Raw genomic sequence first — 18,133 nt, 5'->3', positions numbered from 1 at the left:
ACGTGGGCCTCCTGGATCGGATCGCCGCCGAACGAATCCGCACCCGCGACGTAGGGCGTAAGGCCCGCGGACGCAAGAGCTTCACCGAGCCGCCGTTCTGGTCGTTGGACCCGTTCCGGTCGGCGTTCGTCTCCTCCCTGCCCGACCAGGAGCAGGTCGAGAACGACTTCGAGGGCTACGTCGAGGCCGCGTTCAAGGCGTCCGGGCCGGTGTTCTCGTGCATGGTGGCCCGGCAGATGGTGTTCTCCGAGGCGCGGTTCCAGTGGCGGCGCATCGTCAACGGCCGGCCCCAGGACCTGTTCGGCTCCCCCGAGCTGGCGATCCTGGAGCACCCGTGGCCGTCGGGGACGACCGGCGAACTCCTCGCGCACGCGATCCAGGATGTCGACTTGGCGGGCAACGCGTTCTTCACGGTCACCGACGACAACGGCCGGTTCGGCCGCGCGGCCGCCGGGCCCGGCCGCCGCGCGGTGCGCATGCGTCCCGACTGGATGACGATCATCATCGTGTCGCGGTCGGGCGACCCGTGGGCCATCGACAACCGGGTCGGCGGATTCCTGTACCGGCCCCGGATGAACGGCACGAACCGCGACGGGACGGCCGCGGTGACCGAGACGCTGCTCATGCCCGACCAGGTCGCGCACTTCTCCCCGATCCCCGACCCGGTGGCCCGGTACCGGGGCATGTCGTGGCTGACCCCGGTGCTGCGGGACATCGGCGCGGACAAGGCGTCGACCCGGCACAAGGACCGGTTCTTCGCCAACGGCGCGAACCCCTCCATGGTCGTGAAGTTCGACAAGGAGGTGTCCGAGGACGCCTTCGACGAATTCGTCGAGACGTTCAAGGCCACCCACCAGGGCGCGGAGAACGCCTACAAGACGCTGTTCCTCATGGGCGGCGCGGACGTCACCCCGCTCACCATGGACTTCAGGCAGCTGGAGTTCTCCCAGACGGTCGGTAAGGGCGAGTCCCGGATCGCTTCGGCCGCCGGGGTCCCCCCGTCCTGGGTGGGTTTCTCCGAGGGTCTGCAAGGGTCCTCGCTCAACCAGGGCAACTTCTCCGCCGCGCGCCGCCGGTTCGCTGATGGCACCGTCCGTCCCCTGTGGCGCGGCGTCTCCGCGAGCTTGCAGACCCTGGTCACCCCTCCCGACGACGGCGCGACCCTCTGGTACGACGACCGCGACATCGCGTTCCTGCGTGAAGACGAGCAGGACCAGGCGGAGGTCGTGCGCACCGAGATGAACGCGATCGACGCCGGAGTCAAGGCCGGCTTCGGTCCCGACGACGTCGTGCGGGCCGTGGCCAACAGGGACGTCACCCAGCTGATCGGCAGCCACACCGGCCTGGTCAGCGTGCAGATGCAGCCACCCATGGCAGCAAGTGAACCCACATCGGGCGAGCCGCCCGCGACCTCGGAAGAGGAGGACTGATGGACGTCAAGACCCTCCGCGGGGTCGAGATCAAGGACGCGGACAAGGGCATCGTGCAGGCCGTGTTCTCGACGTTCGACATGATCGACCACGACGGGGACGTGACCCTGCCCGGGGCGATCACCGACGGCGCCCCAGTACGGATCAGCTCCTACAACCACACCTCGTGGGGAGGCGCCCTGCCCGTCGGCAAGGGCGTGGTGCGGGTGCGCGACAACACCGCGGTCCTGGAAGGCCAGTTCTTCATGGGCACCACCCACGGCCGCGACACGTTCGAGACGGTCAAGCAGATGGGCGCCCTCCAGGAGTGGAGCTACGGGTTCGACATCGAGGACGCCGAACCGGGCGAGCGCGACGGCCAGCGGGTGCGGCTGCTCAGGCGGCTGAAGGTCCACGAGGTCAGCCCCGTCCTCCTCGGTGCGGGTATCGGCACCCGCACCCTGGCCACCAAGTCCCGGACCGGCGAGGGTCGTGTGCCCGCCGTGAAGGGGTCGGTGCCCGCGCACGAGACCGCTGTGGCCACCACCTCCTGGGATGCGGCGGCCACCGAGCGACGGCTGCCCGAGGACGCCCGCCCTTCGCACCTGCGCACCGTGTACGCGTGGGTGGACCCCGATGGCGACCCCGAGGCCAAGTCCAGCTACGGCTTCCCGCACCACCACGGCATCGACGGGCCCGCGAACCTGCGCGCGTGCCTGTCCTGGATCGCCGTCCTCAACGGAGCCCGCGACGGTACCGACCTGTCGGACGCCGACCGCAAGGCCGTCTACGACCACCTGGCCGCACACGTGCGTGATGCGGACCGGGAACCCCCGGAGCTGCGGGACCGCAGCGCCGGGCCCACCAAGAACCAGACCCTCAACGAGGAACTGGTCGAAGCCCTCGCCTACACGTCGGGGGTCATCGAAAGCGCGTCCAGGGTGGTCGCCCTGCGTGCTGAGAAGGGCAAGACGCTCAGCCGGGGCAACACCGAACTCCTGGACTGGATCGGCGACGACCTCAAGCAGCTTCAGGCCCTGCTCACCACCCCACCCGCGGGCACGGTCAGCGACGAGGAACTCGCCTCGACCTTCCTGGCCGGTCTGGCCCGCTTGCACGAAGGAGTGACGCGATGACGGCGACACTGGACGCCGGTGAGCGGATCATCGAGTTCCCCGCGCTGACCGAGGCGAAGAGCGCCTTGAACGCCAAGCGCGACGAGCTCGCGAAGATCTTCACCGAGGCCGGGCCCGACTACGACATGGCCAAGGTGAAGTCGATCTCCGGCGACACCCAGGCCAAGGTCGAGCACATCCGGGCCCTGAACGTCGAGATCGACGAGCGCAAGACCAAGGTCGACGAGCTCATGGTGGTGGCCCGCGCCGCCGCCCAGGCCAAGGAACACGGCGGGTCGGCCGAGCCGGGCAGCGAACCGGACGGCCGCAAGGGCGCCGAGGACGGCCTGCACTTCAAGGACGGCCGCCGTAAGAACCTCGGGGAGATCATCACCGAGTCCAAGGCGTGGAAGAACTACGAGCGCGGCTCGGACTCCGGTCCGGTCGCCACCCTCAACATCGACCTGAAGACCCTATTCGAGACGGGCGCCGGGTGGGACCCCGAGACCACCCGCACCGGCCGTGTCGAGATGTTCCCGACCCGGCCTGCACCGCACGTGGTCGACTTCATCCCGCAGACCACGACCACCCAGGCCGCGGTCGTGTTCATGGAGGAGACGACCTTCACCAACGCGGCGGCAGAGACCGCGGAGGGTTCGTCGTACCCGGAGGGTGCGCTGGCTCTGACCGAGCGGTCGCACAGTGTCCGCAAGGTCGCGGTGTTTTTGCCCGTGACCGACGAGCAGTTCGAGGACGAGCCCCGCTCGCGGGACTACGTCAACAACCGGTTGCCGTTCATGCTCCGCCAGCGGCTCGACTCCCAGGTGTTGCTCGGCACCGGGATCGCACCGAACCTGCTGGGCACCGAGAACGTCTCCGGCATCCAGTCGCAGGCGCTCGGCGCGGACCCGATCACCGACGCCGTCTACAAGGCGATGCGGCTCGTCCGCGAGGACGGGTTCGCCGAGCCCAGCGTGGTGTACGCGCGGCCCTCCCACTGGGAGTCGGTGCGCCTGCTCAAGACCGCCGACGGCCAGTACATCTGGGGCCACCCCAGCATGCCGGGCCCGATGACGATCTGGGGTGTGCCCGTCGTGGAGACCACGGCCGCGCCCGCCACCAAGATCCTGCTGGGGGACTACGCCAACTTCTCGGAGCTGGCGATCCGCCGCGGCATCGACGTGCAGGTGTCCAACAGCCACTCGACGTTCTTCGTCGACGGCAAGCTGGCCATCCGGGCGGACCTGCGGGCCGCGATGATCCACCACCGGCCCAAGGCGTTCGCCGAGGTGACCGGGCTGTAAGCCGAGACCTGTCGCGGGGAGGACCACGCTCGTGGTCCTCCCCGCGGTGAGGAGTGAAGATGTCCGTCATTCCCGGCACGAGGAAGCTCGGTTCCAGCCAGTTCCTCGGCCTTCCCAAGCCCGCCGTGGGCTTCTACGACTTCGACGTGGACGGCGGCGCCGTGTCCACCATCCCGCTGCGAGGCGACACGATCCCCTCGGGCGCGATCATCGTGGACTCGCTGCTCCAGGTCGACACCGTGCTGGCCGGAGGAACCGGCACCGACGACGTGTCCATCGACGTGGAGTCCGCCGGTGACATCCAGGCGGCGGGCGACCGCACGGCCGCCCCGTGGGACTCCACGGGAGCGAAGCGGGGTTCGTTGACGGCGACGTCGGCGCCGGTGGCCACGACCGCTGAACGGTCGATCGCCTTCACCATCGCCGGGAGCGCCCTGACCGCGGGCGCCTTCCGGGCCGTCGTCTGGTACGTGGAGCTGGTCTGATGGCTCTGGTGTACGAGAGGGCCAAGGACCCCGACGCGAGCAAGGGCATGGTCACCGTCGAACGGCGCCTGTACCTGACCGAGGACGGCGAGCGGGTGGTGCCGGACGGGCACCCTGCGGCGCGGTGGCTGTGGGCCACCCCGGGCAGTCGGGTCAGTCGCGCCGACGCCGAACGGCTCGGTGCGCTCACCCCGGAGCCGGAGGCCCGCCAGGAGAAGAAGCCCTCCCAGGAGGAGGGGAACAAGCCGACCGGGGCGAAGCGTCGCCAGCCCCGCACGAACAAGGCCCGGCAGGGCTCCGCCGACAAGGCAGCCGACACCGGCTCCTCTGACGAGGACGACCAGGCCACCACCAGCGGATCCCGATGGTGAGCTGTGGCTGACACCGGTGCGGTCGCGGATCCGGCGTTCGCGTTGAGCGACAGGGGCTGACTGATGGCGCTCGGCGACGACTACGCCACACTGTCGGAGCTGAAGGACTGGTTCCGTCCGACGATCGTCGACACCGCTGACGACGACCGGCTCACAGCCGCGTTGACGGCCGCCAGCCGCGGGGTGGAGAAGTTCTGCCGCCGCCAGTTCAACCAGACCGCGACCGCGACGGCCCGCCGCTACCGGCCCACCTCGGCCGCGCTGGTGATGGTGGACGACTTCCACACCATCACCGACCTGGTGGTCGAAACCGACACCACCGGGGACGGCACGTTCGACACCACGTGGACGAGCGCCGACTACGAACTGGAGCCGCTCGACGGCCTCCAGGACGGTGTCGAAGGGTGGCCGTTCTGGCGGGTGCGCGCCGTCAGCGACCGGGCGTTCCCGGCAGGGCGCCGCACCACGGTGCGCGTCACTGCCCAATGGGGGTGGGCGGCCGTCCCCGACCCGGTGGCGGAGGCGACCCTGGTGACGGCCGCCGACCTGTTCAAGATGTCGGACGCCCCCTTCGGCGTCCACGGGTCCGACGACTTCGGGCTGATCCGGGTGCGCGAGAACTACCGTGCGCTGACACTGCTCGCCCCGTACCGGAAGACGACGACGAGGATCGCGTGATGGACGTCTACCGTGAGCGCGCCGCCCTGGTCGCCCACCTGACCGCCCGGTATCCGGCGGTGATCTCCTACAACGACACCGACGAACCCGACTGGCCCGTGATCTACGTGACCTCACCGGTCGGGCAGCTGTCCTGGCACCTGGCACCCGCTGACCTGGATCTGTTCGGCCACGTGCCCACGGTCGCGGCGGATGACGCGCGGGCGGCCTGGGACGGCCACACCACCACCGAGAAGTACGCGCGGCTGGCGAAGCTGGCCGCCGGAGAGGGTGCCTGATGGCGTCGGTGACCAAGGTTCGCACCGTTCTGGCCAACCGGCTGCGCACGATCGAGGGGCTGAGGGTGAGCGAACGGTGGACCGGGTCGATCACCCCGCCAGCCGCCGTGGTGATTCCCGGGGTGCCCTCCTCGGGGGGTGTCCCCGCGGTCCGCTACGACCAGGCGTTCCGCAACGGCCTGGTCGAGATGAACTTCACCGTCAAGGTGATGGTGTCCACCGGCCACGACGACGCCGCCCAGGCCGCGCTGGACGCCTACCTCGCCGACGAGGACGAAAGGTCGGTCAAGGCCGCGATCGACGCGGGGATGACCGACCTGGTCCTGGACGGCGAGGTGGTGGCGTCCTCGGCGCGCGTGTCCCAGGTGGACCACTACGGGCTGGTCGGTTGGGGCGGCCTCGACTACCTCGGCGCGGACCTGCGTGTCGAGGTCAAAGCAGTGTGACCGGAGGGACTCATGGCACTGATCACGACGCAGAACATCACCACGGCGGGGACGGCGCCGACCTTCGCCGCCGCTGCGGTCGGGGACACCACGGAGACAGGCAGCACCCACTTCCTGGTGGTCAAGAACGGCGACGTCAGCTCCAAGACGGTGACGATCACCGGGCAGCCCACGCTGGAGTCCGGCGACACCTACCCGGACAAGCAGTACACCGTCAACGCCTCGGATGAGGTCTGGGTGCCGTTGCTGAGCGTGTACCGCAACGAGAACAACCAGGCGGAGCTCGTCTACTCCGACACCACATCGGTGACGCGCGCGGTGGTGAAGCTCTGATGCCGCCCCGTCCCCGCCGGCGTCCGCGCCCGGCCCCGCCCCCGCCGCCCCCACTCCGCTACGGCACCTACACGGTGATCGGCCCGCACGCCGTGCTCGGCAAGCGGCGCGGCGAGCAGGTGGAACTGGAGGTACAGCACGCGGCCCGGCTCAGGGCCGCCGGGCACGTGGAGCCCACACCGGCCCCGGAGCCCGATCCGCCGCCGAAGAAGACAGCGAAGAAGCCCGACAAGCCCCGGCAGGCGCCGGGGCTTTCTGCTGCCCAGGACTCGGCCGGTCGGCCGGACGAAGTGAAGGAGTAGGCGAATGGCTACGCCGATCGTGCTGAAGAACTGCCGGATCGAGATCGACGGCGTCGACCTGTCGGACGGGTCGAACCAGGTCACGGTCAACATGACCAAGAACGAGGTCGACACCACCTCGTTCGGGTCTGGAGGACGGCGCCGTGCCCACGGCCTGTCCGACGACAGCTTCGAGATCCAGTTCATGCAGGACTACAGCGCCGCCAGTGTGAACGCGACCTTGTCGCCGCTCCAGCGCAACGAAACCGAGTTCACGGTGAGGGTGCGCCCGACCTCGGACCCGGTGTCGGCCACCAACCCGGAGTACGAGGGGACGTGCATCCTGCTGGAGTACACGCCGCTCACCGGCGCGCCGGGCGAGCTGTCGGAGAACAGCGTGACGTTCCCGGCCCAGGGCAGCATCGCCGAGAACACGGTCTGAGGATGGCTCGGCGCTCGGACCGGCCCCCGCTCGACGTCGAGATCCAGCTCGGCCGCGAGGTCGCCCGGGTCGCGGCCCAACTCCGGCAGATCGACGCCAAGTTGCCCACCAAGCTCCGCTCGGAGCTGCGCAAGGCCGCGAAGGTCGGTGTGCAGCGGGTCAAGCGGGAGGCCAAGGGCCTGCCCTCGGCGGGCAAGCGGGGCGGTACCGCCAAGCACCCGCACAAGCCCAAGCAGCTGCGCCGCACGGTCGCCCGCGGAGTGCGCGCCCGCGCCAGCACGAAGATGGGCATGCGCATCATCACCGCGATGCCCGACGCCGAGCAGTCGGTCATCCCCCGCGGGTTGGACTCCCGGACCCGCCACAGGGACGGCGGCTGGCGGCACCCCATCTTCCCCCGCAAGGGCACCGACCGCGCCGACTGGCGGTGGGTGGACCAGAAGGGCGGCAGCTGGTTCATGGAGCCGCTCGGCGAGATGCAGCCCGAGGTCCAGGCGAACCTGCGCAAGGTCTTGGACGACGCCGCCGCGCAGGTTGCCGCTGCGGGCGGATGAGACGTGGGGCGGTCCGGGTGTCTCGGGTCCTCGGGCCGTCCCACCACCACACCTGACCCGAGACCAGTGAGAAGGAGACCCGAGATGGCAAGCAAGCAGCCGGCACGCCAGCCGGTCCGGCCGAAGGAGATCGACTACGCGGCTACGGACGCCGCGGACGCGGCCGAGGAGGAGGCCACCGGGACACGACAGGTGTTCCAGCTCCCGCTCGGTGACGACGAGATGCTGGAGCTCGTGCTGCCGCGCAAGTGGAAGCGGTTCAAGTTCCTGCGCAAGATGTCGCAGGGCGACATGTGGGGCGCGATCGAAACCGTCGGGTTCTCCCCCGCACAGCTCGACCGGCTGGAGGACGCCGAAGTCACCGAGGAGGAGTTCGAGGCCGCAGTCAAGCGGCTCGGCGAGACCCTGACGGGAAAGTCCTCAGCCTCGGAGCGCTCTGGGAGCTGATTCCCGAGGAGCTGCTCGCCCTCGCGGTGCTCGTCACCGAGCACTCCGAGGACGTCGAGGCCGACCTCGCCCGCTACTACCCGCGCACCGAGGACCAGCTCGCCGCTTTCCTGTCCGGGGACATGAGCATCCGCCGCCTGCACGTGCTCGTGTCCCGTCTCCCCCGAGGGTCAGCGACCGGCGCGGCCCGCGCCGGAGGCCGAGCCCACGCCGAGTGGACGGACCAGGTGGAGCTGGCGGCCCAACTGCTGGAGGAGCTCCGGCGGTTGCGCCTGAACTTCATGCAGGCCAACACGCCTGAGACGAAGCAGCACACGCTGCCGCGCGACATCGAGCACGTCTCGCGTCCGCAGGACGACACATCTGGATAGAGGCCCTGAGGGGGGTGGCGCACCATGGCCGCCGTCACCTCCCTGGGCTTCAACATCTTCAGCAAGTGGACGTCCAAGGGTGTCAAGGACGCCATCCGGGACATCGACGGGTTCTCGGGGAAGATGCAGGCCGTCGGCCAGAGGATGGTCGGCGTCGGGTCGACGCTGTCGGCGACGGTGACCGCGCCGATCGTCGGGGTCGGGGCCGCTGTCCTGGCGACGGCCAGCGACTTCGAGGCGAGCATGCAGCGGGTCGCCGCGGTGTCCGGGGCGACCGGCGCCGAGTTCGAGGAACTCAAGGACCTCGCCAAGGAACTCGGTTCGACGACGCAGTTCTCTGCGTCGGAGGCCGCCGACGGCATGCAGTTCCTCGCCATGGCGGGGTTCGACGCCGCAGAGACCATGGAGGCCCTGCCGGGTGTGCTCAACCTGGCCGCTGCGGGCGCGGTGGACCTAGGCACTGCCGCCGACGTTGCCAGCAACATTTTGTCCGGCTACGGGATGCAGACCTCTGAGGTCTCACGGCTCAACGACGTGCTGGCCAAGACCTTCACGAGCACGAACACCGACCTGACGATGCTCGGTGAGTCGTTCAAACACGTGGGCCCGGTCGCCGCCAGCGCCGGGCTGGAGTTCGAGGAAGTCTCCGCAGCGATCGGCCTGCTCGGCAACGCAGGCATCCAGGGCAGCGAGGCCGGCACCGCGCTGCGGGGTGCGATCGCCAACCTGCTCTCCCCCACCGAACAGATCGCCACCACCCTGTCCGACCTGGGCGTGTCCGTCCTGGACTCCAACGGTGAACTGCGCTCCCTCACCGACATCCTCGGCCAGCTGGAAGGCGCCGGGGCATCCACCGCAGACATGTTCGACATCTTCGGGGTCGAAGGAGGGCCGGCCCTGCAGGCCCTCCTCTCCCAGGGCTCAGGAGCACTGTCGGACCTGACGGACAACCTCCGCCAGGCGGGCGGGACCGCCAGCAGCATCGCCGCCACCCAGATGGAGGGGTTCAACGGCGGCGTCAAGGAACTCCAGTCCGCGATCGAAGGGCTGGCGATCGCGATCGCCGAGTCCGGACTGCTGGCCTGGGCCACCGAACTCGTGGGTGTCGTCACCGGGTGGATCCAATCGTTCTCCCAGGCCAACCCGATGCTGTTCCGGATCGGTGTGGTCATCGGCATCGTCGCCGCGGTGGTCGGCCCGCTGATCGTCATGATCGGTGCGCTCGTCGCGTCGATCGGCGCGATCGGCGCCGTCCTGACCCCTGTGGTCGGCATCGTGGTCGCCGTCGTCGCCGGGCTGGTCGCCCTCGGTGCTGCCGTGTGGATGGCCTGGCAAAGATCCGAGACCTTCCGGTCAGCAGTGATGGCCACCTGGGACGGCATCAAGTCCGGGTGGAACGCGCTGTGGGAAGGCGTCCTCAAGCCTGGGCTCGACGCGCTGGTGGCCTGGTGGACAGCGACCTGGCCGACTATCAAAGAAACCGCGATCTCCACATGGTCGGCCATCACGGAATGGTTCCAGGGCATTATGCCCAAGCTGCGGGAGATCTTCGGTCAGCTCGTCGAAATCGTCATGGGCGTGGTCGGCTGGATCCAGGGGATCTGGGAAATCCACGGCGGCTGGATCAGCGCGGTCGTGAGCGGCCTGTGGACGTTCGTCGTCGGTATTTTCCGGGGTGCCTTCACTCTAATCGTCACGATCATTAAAGCGGCCTGGCAGATCATCTCCGGCGTTTTCTCCGGCGCCCTCACAGTGATCTCGGGGATCCTTGATATTTTCATCGGTCTTTTCACTGGCGATTGGCGTCGAATGTGGGAAGGCGTCAAAAAGATATTCAGCGGCCTGTGGACAGCCGTCGTCGCGATTTTCCAAGGCGCCGTCACCCTGGTCAAGGGCATCCTGCGAGCCCTGTACCAGGCGATCATCCAACCGATTGTTGACCTGTACCAGCGGATCGTCGGAAACTCGATCATCCCGGATCTGGTCAACGGGGTGATCAGCTGGTTCACCTCCCTGCGCGACCGGGCCGCAGCGCTGTTCGAGATGATCAAGAACTGGATCATCTCCCGTGTCCTCGGCCTGGCCAAGAGGGCGATTTCGGCGGCCGTCAACCTGCACCTGCGGATCGTCGCGGCCTTTGTCGCCTTGCGCGCCAGCGCCGTCGCAGTGTTCACCGGATTGCGCGATCGGGCACGGTCGATCTGGGACACCATTCGTAGCTGGCTCACCAGCAGGGCCACCCAGTTGCGCGACCGCGTCGTGTCCGCTGTCCGATCGCTCAAGGACAGGGTGATCGATTCCTTCGAGCGCGCGAAGGACGGTGTCAAAAAAGCCTGGGACAAACTGAAATCGGTTGCGAAGGCTCCCGTCAAATTCGTGGTGAACACCGTTTTCAACAACGGTCTTCGGAAGTTGTGGAATAAAGTTGCCGACAAGGTTCCCGGCATCAGCCGGATTGGCCGGGTGACCCTTCGCGGATTCCGGCGCGGCGGTGTCATCCCGGGTTTCCAGGCCGCCAAGCGTGACGACGTACTTACCCCCATGCGCCGCGGTGAGGGCGTCCTGGTTCCCGAGGTCGTCAGGGGCTTGGGGCCCAGGTTCGTTCACTGGCTCAACGCCGTCGGCAACAGCGGCGGGGTCACCGCAGTGCGGCGCCTGAGCGAGCGCACCAGCATGCTCGGGCTCGGCCAGGCCCCCCGGGACGGCCTGCCGCGATTCTCCCGCGGCGTCGGGTTCGCTCGCGGCGGCATCCTCGGGTCAGTCTCGAACTTCCTCAGCGACGCCTGGGACACCATCGTCGGCAAGGTCAAGGAGACCGCGACCGCGCCGATCAACGCGCTCCGCGACCAGCTCAAGGACCGGTTCGGCACCAAGCAGGACTTCCAAGGTCTGCCGTATCACGCCTTCCGACTGATCCGCGAGAAGGTGCTCGACCGGTTCGGCCGCGCCGACCGCGACCACGCCGCCTCCCTCGTCGGAGGAGCGGCCGGGTGGGTCGGTCTGGAATCGGCCTCCGCGCGGTTGCAGCGGGCGGCCCGGTTCGCGCGAGCACAGCGCGGCAAGCCGTACGTGTGGGGCGGGGTCGGCCCCGGCGGATACGACTGCTCAGGCTTCACCTCGGTGATCGAACGGGTCATCCGCGGCCAGTCGCCCAGGCACGCGCGCATGCACACCACCCACAGCTTCGGGTCTACGGCACCCCCTGGGTGGGTGCGCAGTCTCCAGTCCCCGTGGATGGTCGGCGTCACCCACTCCGGCGTCGGTCACATGAGCGGAACGTTGATGGGTGTCAACGTCGAGTCGCGAGGATCGCGCGGCGTCGTCGTGGGCACCTCCGCTCGCGGTGCCCGCAACCCGCTGTACACCGCGACCTACGGTTTCCGGCCCGTCATGGGCGACACCACCGCGGGGAACCGCGGCCGGGCGACGATCGCCGACCGTGGCGCGCGACTGGCCCCTGGCCTCAACCTGCTCGACAACCGGCTGGGTAGGGCCGAGCCGCTCAAGCGCGCCGACTACGACCCGGCTCCGCGTGAGCTGCACCTGCACTTCCACGGGCCGGTGACCAGCCGCCGTCAGGCGGAGGACATGGTCGTGGCGGCGCTCGCGGACGCCGAGCACAAGGGCCGGGTCGCGCGCGGGACGGTGAGGGCGCGCCGATGATCCCGAGCTACGAGTTCCTGGTCGACTGGGACGGCGACGGCGGCCTGGACCTGGGTGAGTTCGAGGCCGGACTGGACTCCTGGGTCGGCTACCCAGACCCGCCGGTGCCGCCGGATCCGACCCCGGCCAGCATCCGGTCGGTGTCCTCAGCGGAGTCGGCGTCCGCGTCCTTCTCGGTAACTAAGCCCGCTGGCGCCGTCGCGGGCGACATCCTCGTGGCGTTCCAGGCCTCCAACCTCGGTGACTCCGCAGACCTGGGCGCTCCAACCGGCGGCGCAACGTGGCAGCAGCTCGGCAGCACGCTGACCGGCGGCACTGGCCAGTTGCATACGAAGGTGTGGTGGAAGGAGGCCAGTGGCAGCGAGCCCGCCAGCTACGGGTTCACCCAGGCGTCCGGCGCGGACGGGTGCGTGGCCATCGCCGCCGTCCAGGGAGGGGACGCCGCGGTCACGCCGGTCGTCGGTACGTTCTCGCCGTTCTCCGATGACACCGAGATCCCGACCCCGGGCGTGACGCCGACCAACGCGGACGATGTTGAGTTGCGGTGGGTGTCGGCGCAGTACACCACCCCGCCGCCGGAGACCCTGGTCAAGACCTACGACGCGACCTGGTCCGCGTCCTGGTACGGATTCGGGAAGAGGTCCACGGAGCGTCTCTACCAGGGCGACTCGCAATTGGGGGACGGCACCGGCGATCAGTATGGGAAGGCCGGTTTCGACTACACGACGATCCAGTCCGACCTCGCGGGCTCGACGATCGACCGCGTCGAGCTGCGGATGAGCAATGAACACTCCTGGTACAACTCGGGGCTAACCGCCCGGTTCGGGAGCCACAACAACGCAACGGAGCCCGCTGGATCGTCGAGCACGGACGGCACATTCAACCGGTCGAGCCACTCGTGGACGAAGGGTCAGACCACCTACGTCGACCTGCCCACCGCGATCGGTGAAGAGCTGCGGGACAACACGACCAAGGGGATCACGACCGGCCGCACCAACGCGGGCAACCGGAACGACTACGGGTACTGGCGGGGCGCCGATGCCTCCTCCTCCCAGAAGCCGCGGCTGCGGATCACGTACACGACTGCCGGCAGTCAGCCGGTCGACATCGACGCGCCAAACGGGTTCGTCCAGCGCAGCGACCAGTCCTCGAACGACTTCTGTGCAGGCAGTCTCGCCACACGCCAGCTGACCACCGGCGCCGCGACCGCGACGCACACATTCACCGCCAACGCCGAGTACGTCCACGCCCACGGCCTGACGGTCTCCGTCGCCTCGGTTCAGCCGACGCCGGATCCGGACCTGTCGCCGACCCTGTCGGCCTCGCAGCTCCAAGCCCGGACCGGCCGCGGATCCCTGCGAGCGCAGTGGACGGACACCAGCCCGGAGCAGTCCGCTCGCAGGGTGCTCACCTCCCTGCGCGACGGACGCTCCTACGACCTGTCGGCGTGGGTGTACGTCCCCTCCGGGGCGCCGCCGGTCCGATTGGGTGTGCTCGGGGTCGGCTGGTCCGCTCCCTCCACAGCCACTGACCAGTGGGAGCGGCTGGCCTTCACGTTCACCGCGCACGCTGCGTCCTACACGGCGATCATCGTGCCCGACTTCGAGGAGGCACTGACCTCCGGATTCGAGTCTGCGTCGGAGATATCCAACGACGGCGGCGACATCGCCACCCACTGGGTGCCGGGCGGCGGCGGGCCGCCCGTGCTCGCCCACTCCACCGCTAGGGCGTTCCAGGGGTCCGGGTCGCTGCTCATCGGCTGGGACACCGCGACCGCGGGCACGTTCCCCCAGTCGCAACGCGACGCGGCAGGGATGACGACCTCCGCAGAGTACGAGTTCTCGGCGTGGGTGTGGGTGCCCTCCGGCAGCCCCGCCATCAACCTGTTCGCCGAAGGCGTGTTCGGCGACGCCTCCACGGTCACCGGCCAGTGGGAGCGCATCACCTGCCAGTTCAGTGCGAGTGGCACGACCGTCAACCTCAAGGTCTTGCCGGTCGGCGACACGACCTCAGGCGAGCAGGTGTGGGTCGACCAGATCTCAGTGGTCCGCACCGACCAGTCCGCGGGCGCGAGCGCGGGCGATGAGGTGTACGTCGACTCGGTGCAGATGCTCGGGCCCGGCGAGGACATCACCGATCGTGTGCTCGGCGTGCGCACCCAGGTGGACATCACCCGCGGCCGGGACCAGGCTCGCAATCTCGCAGCGATCTCGCCAGGTCAGACCGGGCTGGAGCTGGACAACCGGTCGCGTGACTACACCGTCGACAACCCGAACTCGCCGCTGGGCGGGATCCTCGGTTCAGGCAAGCCGGTGGCCATTCGGGCCACCTGGCAGGGCACGGTCTACCCGCTCTACCACGGGTTCCTGGACGACTACGAGATCGACCCTGGCCGCGAGTCTCGGTCGGTCCACCTGACGGCGCTGGACACGCTGGGGCGCCTCCGGGGCGTTGACCTGTCCACGGCGCTGTACCCCTCGCTGAGCACGGGCGAAGCGGTCGGGGTCATCCTTGATGAGATCGGATGGCCCGCCGACAAGCGGGCCATCGACGCCGGCGCGACCACGTTGAAGTGGTGGTGGGTGGAAGGCGAGGACGCCTTCGACGCCCTGGCCGCGGTCGTGGAGGCCGAAGGACCCTCCGCGCTGGCGATGGTGTCACCGTTCGGCGACTTTGTGTTCCGTGGCCGACACCACCGGCTTCTGCGCTCCGCGTCGCTGAACGTGCAGGCGACGTTCCGGGACACCGGAGGCGAGCCCGAGTTCTCCGCGCCCGTGAGCTATGACGTCGGGTGGCGCGATCTGGTCAACACCATCGACGTCGCGGTCGAGGAACGCGAGCCGGTCGCTCGCACGGTCGTGTGGGAGGACGAGGGGATCCTGAACCTGGCCGCTGGGGAGACGCGGAACATCCGTGTGCAGGCAGACGAACCCTTCACTGGCGCGGTCACCCCGGTTCTCGGTGTCCGGCTGATCTCCGCAGCCTACGAACGGGTCACCCCCGAGGAGCACGACTTCGTCGTCCAAGCCGGAGAGGTCGAGGTCAGCCTCTCGCGCACGAGCGGCCAGTCGACGCAGATCCAGCTCAAGGCCGGGCCGGTCGGCGCGACCATCAGCGGCCTTCGCCTTCGGGCCTACCCGGTGCCTGCTGTGCGCACCGTGCAGGTCCGCGCCGAGGACACGGAGTCGGTCGCCGATCATGGCCCGCGCTCCTACGACGGCGACCTGGGGCTGGCCGGAGTCCACGACGTGACCGCGATCGCCCAGCTCATCCTCGGGCAGCGGTCCCGGCGCCTGCCGATCATGTCGATCACCGTCGTCGGCGCAGGCCACTCCGATCGGATGACGCAGATCCTCGCGCGCGACGTCTCCGACCGGATCCACCTGATCGAGGCCGAGACGTTCACGTCGCACGATCACTACATCGAGCGGATCGAGCACTCGATCCGCGACGTCGGACACGACCACCAGGTCACGATCGGGTGCGAACGCGTGCGCGAACAGTACGCGTCGGTGTTCACCTTCGACGACAACGATCGCGGTTTCGACGAGGGGGTGTTCGGGTTGGACGGCTTGGACAATCCGAGCACCGTGTTCGTGCTCGACACCTCGAATCTGGATGAAGGGTTGCTGGGACATTGAAGCCGTTCAGCGCGGTGAACTCGTGGACGCGCGGCCACCGGCCAGAGCCGGGCCCGGACGAATCGCCGCAGTCGACACAAGGCCCGGTCACTGCTGTGCCTGTCCGGGCCTACGTCAACCACTCCAGGTGGGTGGCCGACTGCGTGCGGCTCTACTGCGGCGGCGCCGAGCTGCTCCGCCCCGGACAGTCCGTGGTGTGGTGCTCCAACTGCACGTTGGTCGCACCGGTGGAGTGGCCGGGCGACCCGCAGGCGATCTGGGACGAGCTCATGACGCGGCCCGTCCCGCAGACCCGCAACTGGTACCCGCGCGACCACGAGGTTGCGGTGCGCCACGGGATCCCGCACGGACAGACGGTGGCTGACCTGCGCGAGGAGGCCGCCGCGCACGCCCATGAGCTCATGCCGGGAGGGGCGCCCGCAGGCCTGGAGGGGGGCACGTCGTGGCGTGGTCTGCTCCGCTGACGGCGGTGGCGGGAGCTGGGCTCAGCGCGGCCCAGTGGAACGCCTCGGTGCGCGACAACCTGAACGAGAGCGCTCCAGCGCTCGCCACCACGGCGGGCGGCTACTTCGTCGCGACCGGGACCAACGCGATCGCGCAGCGTCTGCCCGCGGTCGACATCGTCGACACCAGTACGGAGTCCACGGCCTCCACGTCGTACACCGACCTGACCACGTTCGGCCCGTCGGTCACGGTCGAGTGCGGCCCCATGGCGCTGGTCGGGCTCTCCTGCTGGATCGACAACGATGGCACCACGAGCGCCTCCTACGCCTCCTGGGAGATCAGCGGTGACCACACCCAAGCCGTCTCCGATGACTGGAGCCTGCAACGCGACGGCGTGACCGCCGTCAACGGGATCCGGATCGGTGTCACACACCTGCACACCGGGCTGACCGCCGGAACGCTGACGTTCACGGCGAAGTACAAGGCAGGCTCCGGAACGGCGTCGTTCCTCCGCCGTGAACTGTGGGTGCTTCCGCTGTGAGGGAGATCTGACATGGCGTGGACCGCACCGAAAACGTTTGTCCCCAACACTGTTCTCACCGCTGCGGAACTGAATATCCATCTGCGCGACAATTTGCTGGAGACGGCTCCGGCCCACGCGAGCCAGCCCGGCGCGTATTTCGCCACCGCGTCCGAGGGCCGCATCGTCGAACGCGTGCCCGTCCGGCTCACCATCAGCGACGAGGGCACCACCACGTCCACGAGTTTCACCGACCTGGACGGCACTGTGGTCGGGCCGAGCGTCACCGTGACGTCCAACGAGGGCGCCCTCGTGTGCTGGGGGGTCGAATCTTGGAACGATGGCGGCGGGACGACGCGAACCACGGTCGACGTCTCCGGGGCGACGAATATCGCCGGGAATGACAGCCGGGCCATCACTAACATGTCCGGCGCAAACAACCGCCTGCAGGCAAGCCATGTTGTTTACTACTCCGATCTCAATCCGGGCAGCAACACATTCGAGATGAAATACAGGGTGAGCTCGGGGACAGGTTCCTTCAGCCGACGCCGAATTGTCGTTTTCCCCTATTAGCCATCGAGGACATCCCGTGACTGTCACACCGTCTGACGCGATCAGCCAGATCGCGGACGCGGAAGCCCGAGCGATCTTCCTCCCGCACGAGTGGGTGACGATCTCCCCCGACGGAGCCGGCGGGTACACCGTCACCGGCGTCGGGTGGAGCAGCGAACCCGTCGCCGCGGCCGACACCCAGGCCGCGAGCGCCGCGGTCGACTCGCGGATGCTCACCGAACTGTCCACCGTGCGCGTCACCCGGTGGCTGCACGGCGAGGAACAGCTCCGCGCCCTGGCCGTCACCCCAGCGGCATACCGGTAGCCCTCTACCCCCGAGGAGGCCTTCGTGGCCACACAATGCAAGCTGCTCACCGACACGCACCAGCTGATCCAGCCCCAGACCTGGACCACCATCAGGTTCGACCAGGTGCTGCGCAACGACAACGGCATGTACCAGGGAACAGGCGATGTCGCCGACCCCGAGTCCGCGCTGATCGAACCGTCCGCAGACGGGGACTTCCTGTGGTTCCGGAAGGTGCACTGGGCCTCGATCTCCACCGCGGACTGCGATCCGGAGGTGCAGTTCATCGAGCGGTTCGTGCGCGACCCCTACACTGCCCCGGACTCCACCGGCGGGGACGACACCGACGACACGGCCGGCCAGGAGTTCAACGTCGGCGCCTGGGCGTTTCGGGGGCGCGCGGGGCAGCCGGTGGCCGTGGAGGTGTGGCACAACCACAGCTCGCCCGTGCCTGTGGTCCATGCCCAGTTCGTCGCGATGACCTGGGACTACTAG

20 protein-coding genes and 2 pseudogenes are annotated in these 18,133 nt (G+C 68.8%); all 22 read left to right on the top strand.

From position 1 onward, the window contains the following. Positions 1-2 precede the first annotated feature (2 nt). The 22 genes and pseudogenes from AB0I72_RS19230 (at position 3) to AB0I72_RS19125 (ending at position 18,133) form a co-directional block, all read left to right on the top strand. Positions 3-1,430 (top strand): phage portal protein, encoded by a 1,428-nt coding sequence (locus tag AB0I72_RS19230; RefSeq protein ID WP_358570243.1) that lies wholly within the window; start codon positions 3-5, stop codon positions 1,428-1,430. Next, on the top strand, positions 1,430-2,545 hold the full coding sequence (locus AB0I72_RS19225; protein WP_358570240.1) for an HK97 family phage prohead protease: 1,116 nt from the start codon (positions 1,430-1,432) through the stop codon (positions 2,543-2,545). Before AB0I72_RS19230 ends, AB0I72_RS19225 begins: the two co-directional genes overlap by 1 nt. Then, entirely contained in the window at positions 2,542-3,828 is a 1,287-nt protein-coding gene (locus tag AB0I72_RS19220) for a phage major capsid protein (protein ID WP_358570238.1), read from the top strand. Before AB0I72_RS19225 ends, AB0I72_RS19220 begins: the two co-directional genes overlap by 4 nt. A gap of 59 nt (positions 3,829-3,887) precedes the next feature. Further along, a complete protein-coding gene (locus AB0I72_RS19215) occupies positions 3,888-4,313 on the top strand; it encodes a hypothetical protein (protein WP_358570236.1) in 426 nt (141 codons plus the stop codon). Then, positions 4,313-4,684 carry a hypothetical protein gene (locus AB0I72_RS19210; RefSeq protein ID WP_358570233.1) on the top strand — a complete coding sequence of 124 codons (372 nt, stop codon included), beginning with the start codon at positions 4,313-4,315 and terminating at the stop codon, positions 4,682-4,684. The genes AB0I72_RS19215 and AB0I72_RS19210 overlap by 1 nt, the downstream gene beginning before the upstream one ends. A 63-nt stretch (positions 4,685-4,747) precedes the next feature. Continuing rightward, positions 4,748-5,362 (top strand): hypothetical protein, encoded by a 615-nt coding sequence (locus tag AB0I72_RS19205; RefSeq protein ID WP_358570230.1) that lies wholly within the window; start codon positions 4,748-4,750, stop codon positions 5,360-5,362. Beyond that, positions 5,362-5,640, top strand: a complete 279-nt coding sequence (locus AB0I72_RS19200; protein ID WP_358570227.1) for a hypothetical protein — start codon at positions 5,362-5,364, stop codon at positions 5,638-5,640. The genes AB0I72_RS19205 and AB0I72_RS19200 overlap by 1 nt, the downstream gene beginning before the upstream one ends. Before the next feature lie 8 nt (positions 5,641-5,648). Continuing rightward, positions 5,649-6,086, top strand: a complete 438-nt coding sequence (locus AB0I72_RS19195) for a hypothetical protein (protein WP_358570224.1) — start codon at positions 5,649-5,651, stop codon at positions 6,084-6,086. A 12-nt stretch (positions 6,087-6,098) separates the two neighbouring features. Further along, the gene (locus AB0I72_RS19190; protein ID WP_358570221.1) at positions 6,099-6,419 is read left to right on the top strand and encodes a hypothetical protein; all 321 of its coding nucleotides are present in this window, start codon (positions 6,099-6,101) and stop codon (positions 6,417-6,419) included. Then, entirely contained in the window at positions 6,419-6,721 is a 303-nt protein-coding gene (locus AB0I72_RS19185; RefSeq protein WP_358570218.1) for a hypothetical protein, read from the top strand. Before AB0I72_RS19190 ends, AB0I72_RS19185 begins: the two co-directional genes overlap by 1 nt. Before the next feature lie 4 nt (positions 6,722-6,725). Continuing rightward, positions 6,726-7,142: a hypothetical protein gene (locus tag AB0I72_RS19180; protein WP_358570215.1), complete on the top strand. Its 417-nt coding sequence runs from the start codon at positions 6,726-6,728 to the stop codon at positions 7,140-7,142. Between the two features lie 2 nt (positions 7,143-7,144). Next, positions 7,145-7,696: a hypothetical protein gene (locus AB0I72_RS19175; RefSeq protein ID WP_358570212.1), complete on the top strand. Its 552-nt coding sequence runs from the start codon at positions 7,145-7,147 to the stop codon at positions 7,694-7,696. A gap of 84 nt (positions 7,697-7,780) precedes the next feature. Then, the gene (locus AB0I72_RS19170) at positions 7,781-8,143 is read left to right on the top strand and encodes a hypothetical protein (RefSeq protein ID WP_358570209.1); all 363 of its coding nucleotides are present in this window, start codon (positions 7,781-7,783) and stop codon (positions 8,141-8,143) included. A 26-nt stretch (positions 8,144-8,169) separates the two neighbouring features. Next, positions 8,170-8,514 (top strand): hypothetical protein, encoded by a 345-nt coding sequence (locus AB0I72_RS19165; protein WP_358570206.1) that lies wholly within the window; start codon positions 8,170-8,172, stop codon positions 8,512-8,514. A 24-nt stretch (positions 8,515-8,538) separates the two neighbouring features. After that, positions 8,539-9,684, top strand: a pseudogene (locus tag AB0I72_RS19160) (phage tail tape measure protein); the annotation flags it as partial. Between the two features lie 1,869 nt (positions 9,685-11,553). Continuing rightward, positions 11,554-11,631, top strand: a pseudogene (locus AB0I72_RS19155) (NlpC/P60 family protein); the annotation flags it as partial. A 542-nt stretch (positions 11,632-12,173) separates the two neighbouring features. After that, positions 12,174-15,818: a hypothetical protein gene (locus AB0I72_RS19150; protein WP_358570203.1), complete on the top strand. Its 3,645-nt coding sequence runs from the start codon at positions 12,174-12,176 to the stop codon at positions 15,816-15,818. A 95-nt stretch (positions 15,819-15,913) separates the two neighbouring features. Then, positions 15,914-16,282: a hypothetical protein gene (locus AB0I72_RS19145; protein WP_358570200.1), complete on the top strand. Its 369-nt coding sequence runs from the start codon at positions 15,914-15,916 to the stop codon at positions 16,280-16,282. After that, positions 16,261-16,803 carry a hypothetical protein gene (locus tag AB0I72_RS19140; RefSeq protein ID WP_358570197.1) on the top strand — a complete coding sequence of 181 codons (543 nt, stop codon included), beginning with the start codon at positions 16,261-16,263 and terminating at the stop codon, positions 16,801-16,803. Before AB0I72_RS19145 ends, AB0I72_RS19140 begins: the two co-directional genes overlap by 22 nt. Positions 16,804-16,815: 12 nt before the next feature. Next, entirely contained in the window at positions 16,816-17,355 is a 540-nt protein-coding gene (locus tag AB0I72_RS19135; RefSeq protein WP_358570194.1) for a hypothetical protein, read from the top strand. A 16-nt stretch (positions 17,356-17,371) separates the two neighbouring features. Further along, positions 17,372-17,659, top strand: coding sequence for a hypothetical protein (locus AB0I72_RS19130; protein WP_358570192.1), 288 nt, complete (start codon positions 17,372-17,374; stop codon positions 17,657-17,659). 24 nt (positions 17,660-17,683) lie between these two features. Continuing rightward, complete coding sequence (locus AB0I72_RS19125; RefSeq protein ID WP_358570189.1) at positions 17,684-18,133, top strand: hypothetical protein; 450 nt, start codon at positions 17,684-17,686, stop codon at positions 18,131-18,133.

Origin of the sequence: Nocardiopsis sp. NPDC049922 (genome assembly GCF_040660275.1) — a bacterium.
In the GTDB taxonomy this organism is placed as follows: Bacteria; Actinomycetota; Actinomycetes; order Streptosporangiales; family Streptosporangiaceae; genus Nocardiopsis.
The sequence above is the reverse complement of the archived record's forward strand: the minus strand, read 5'-3'. Positions and strand labels throughout refer to the sequence as shown.

What these genes read in the sequence shown, in the direction of transcription:
- AB0I72_RS19225 (WP_358570240.1), top strand. Translation starts at nt 1,430, where the DNA reads ATGGACGTCAAGACCCTCCGCGGGGTCGAGATCAAGGACGCGGACAAG.
- AB0I72_RS19220 (WP_358570238.1), top strand. Translation starts at nt 2,542, where the DNA reads ATGACGGCGACACTGGACGCCGGTGAGCGGATCATCGAGTTCCCCGCG.
- AB0I72_RS19215 (WP_358570236.1), top strand. Translation starts at nt 3,888, where the DNA reads ATGTCCGTCATTCCCGGCACGAGGAAGCTCGGTTCCAGCCAGTTCCTC.
- AB0I72_RS19210 (WP_358570233.1), top strand. Translation starts at nt 4,313, where the DNA reads ATGGCTCTGGTGTACGAGAGGGCCAAGGACCCCGACGCGAGCAAGGGC.
- AB0I72_RS19205 (WP_358570230.1), top strand. Translation starts at nt 4,748, where the DNA reads ATGGCGCTCGGCGACGACTACGCCACACTGTCGGAGCTGAAGGACTGG.
- AB0I72_RS19200 (WP_358570227.1), top strand. Translation starts at nt 5,362, where the DNA reads ATGGACGTCTACCGTGAGCGCGCCGCCCTGGTCGCCCACCTGACCGCC.
- AB0I72_RS19190 (WP_358570221.1), top strand. Translation starts at nt 6,099, where the DNA reads ATGGCACTGATCACGACGCAGAACATCACCACGGCGGGGACGGCGCCG.
- AB0I72_RS19185 (WP_358570218.1), top strand. Translation starts at nt 6,419, where the DNA reads ATGCCGCCCCGTCCCCGCCGGCGTCCGCGCCCGGCCCCGCCCCCGCCG.
- AB0I72_RS19180 (WP_358570215.1), top strand. Translation starts at nt 6,726, where the DNA reads ATGGCTACGCCGATCGTGCTGAAGAACTGCCGGATCGAGATCGACGGC.
- AB0I72_RS19175 (WP_358570212.1), top strand. Translation starts at nt 7,145, where the DNA reads ATGGCTCGGCGCTCGGACCGGCCCCCGCTCGACGTCGAGATCCAGCTC.
- AB0I72_RS19170 (WP_358570209.1), top strand. Translation starts at nt 7,781, where the DNA reads ATGGCAAGCAAGCAGCCGGCACGCCAGCCGGTCCGGCCGAAGGAGATC.
- AB0I72_RS19150 (WP_358570203.1), top strand. Translation starts at nt 12,174, where the DNA reads ATGATCCCGAGCTACGAGTTCCTGGTCGACTGGGACGGCGACGGCGGC.
- AB0I72_RS19135 (WP_358570194.1), top strand. Translation starts at nt 16,816, where the DNA reads ATGGCGTGGACCGCACCGAAAACGTTTGTCCCCAACACTGTTCTCACC.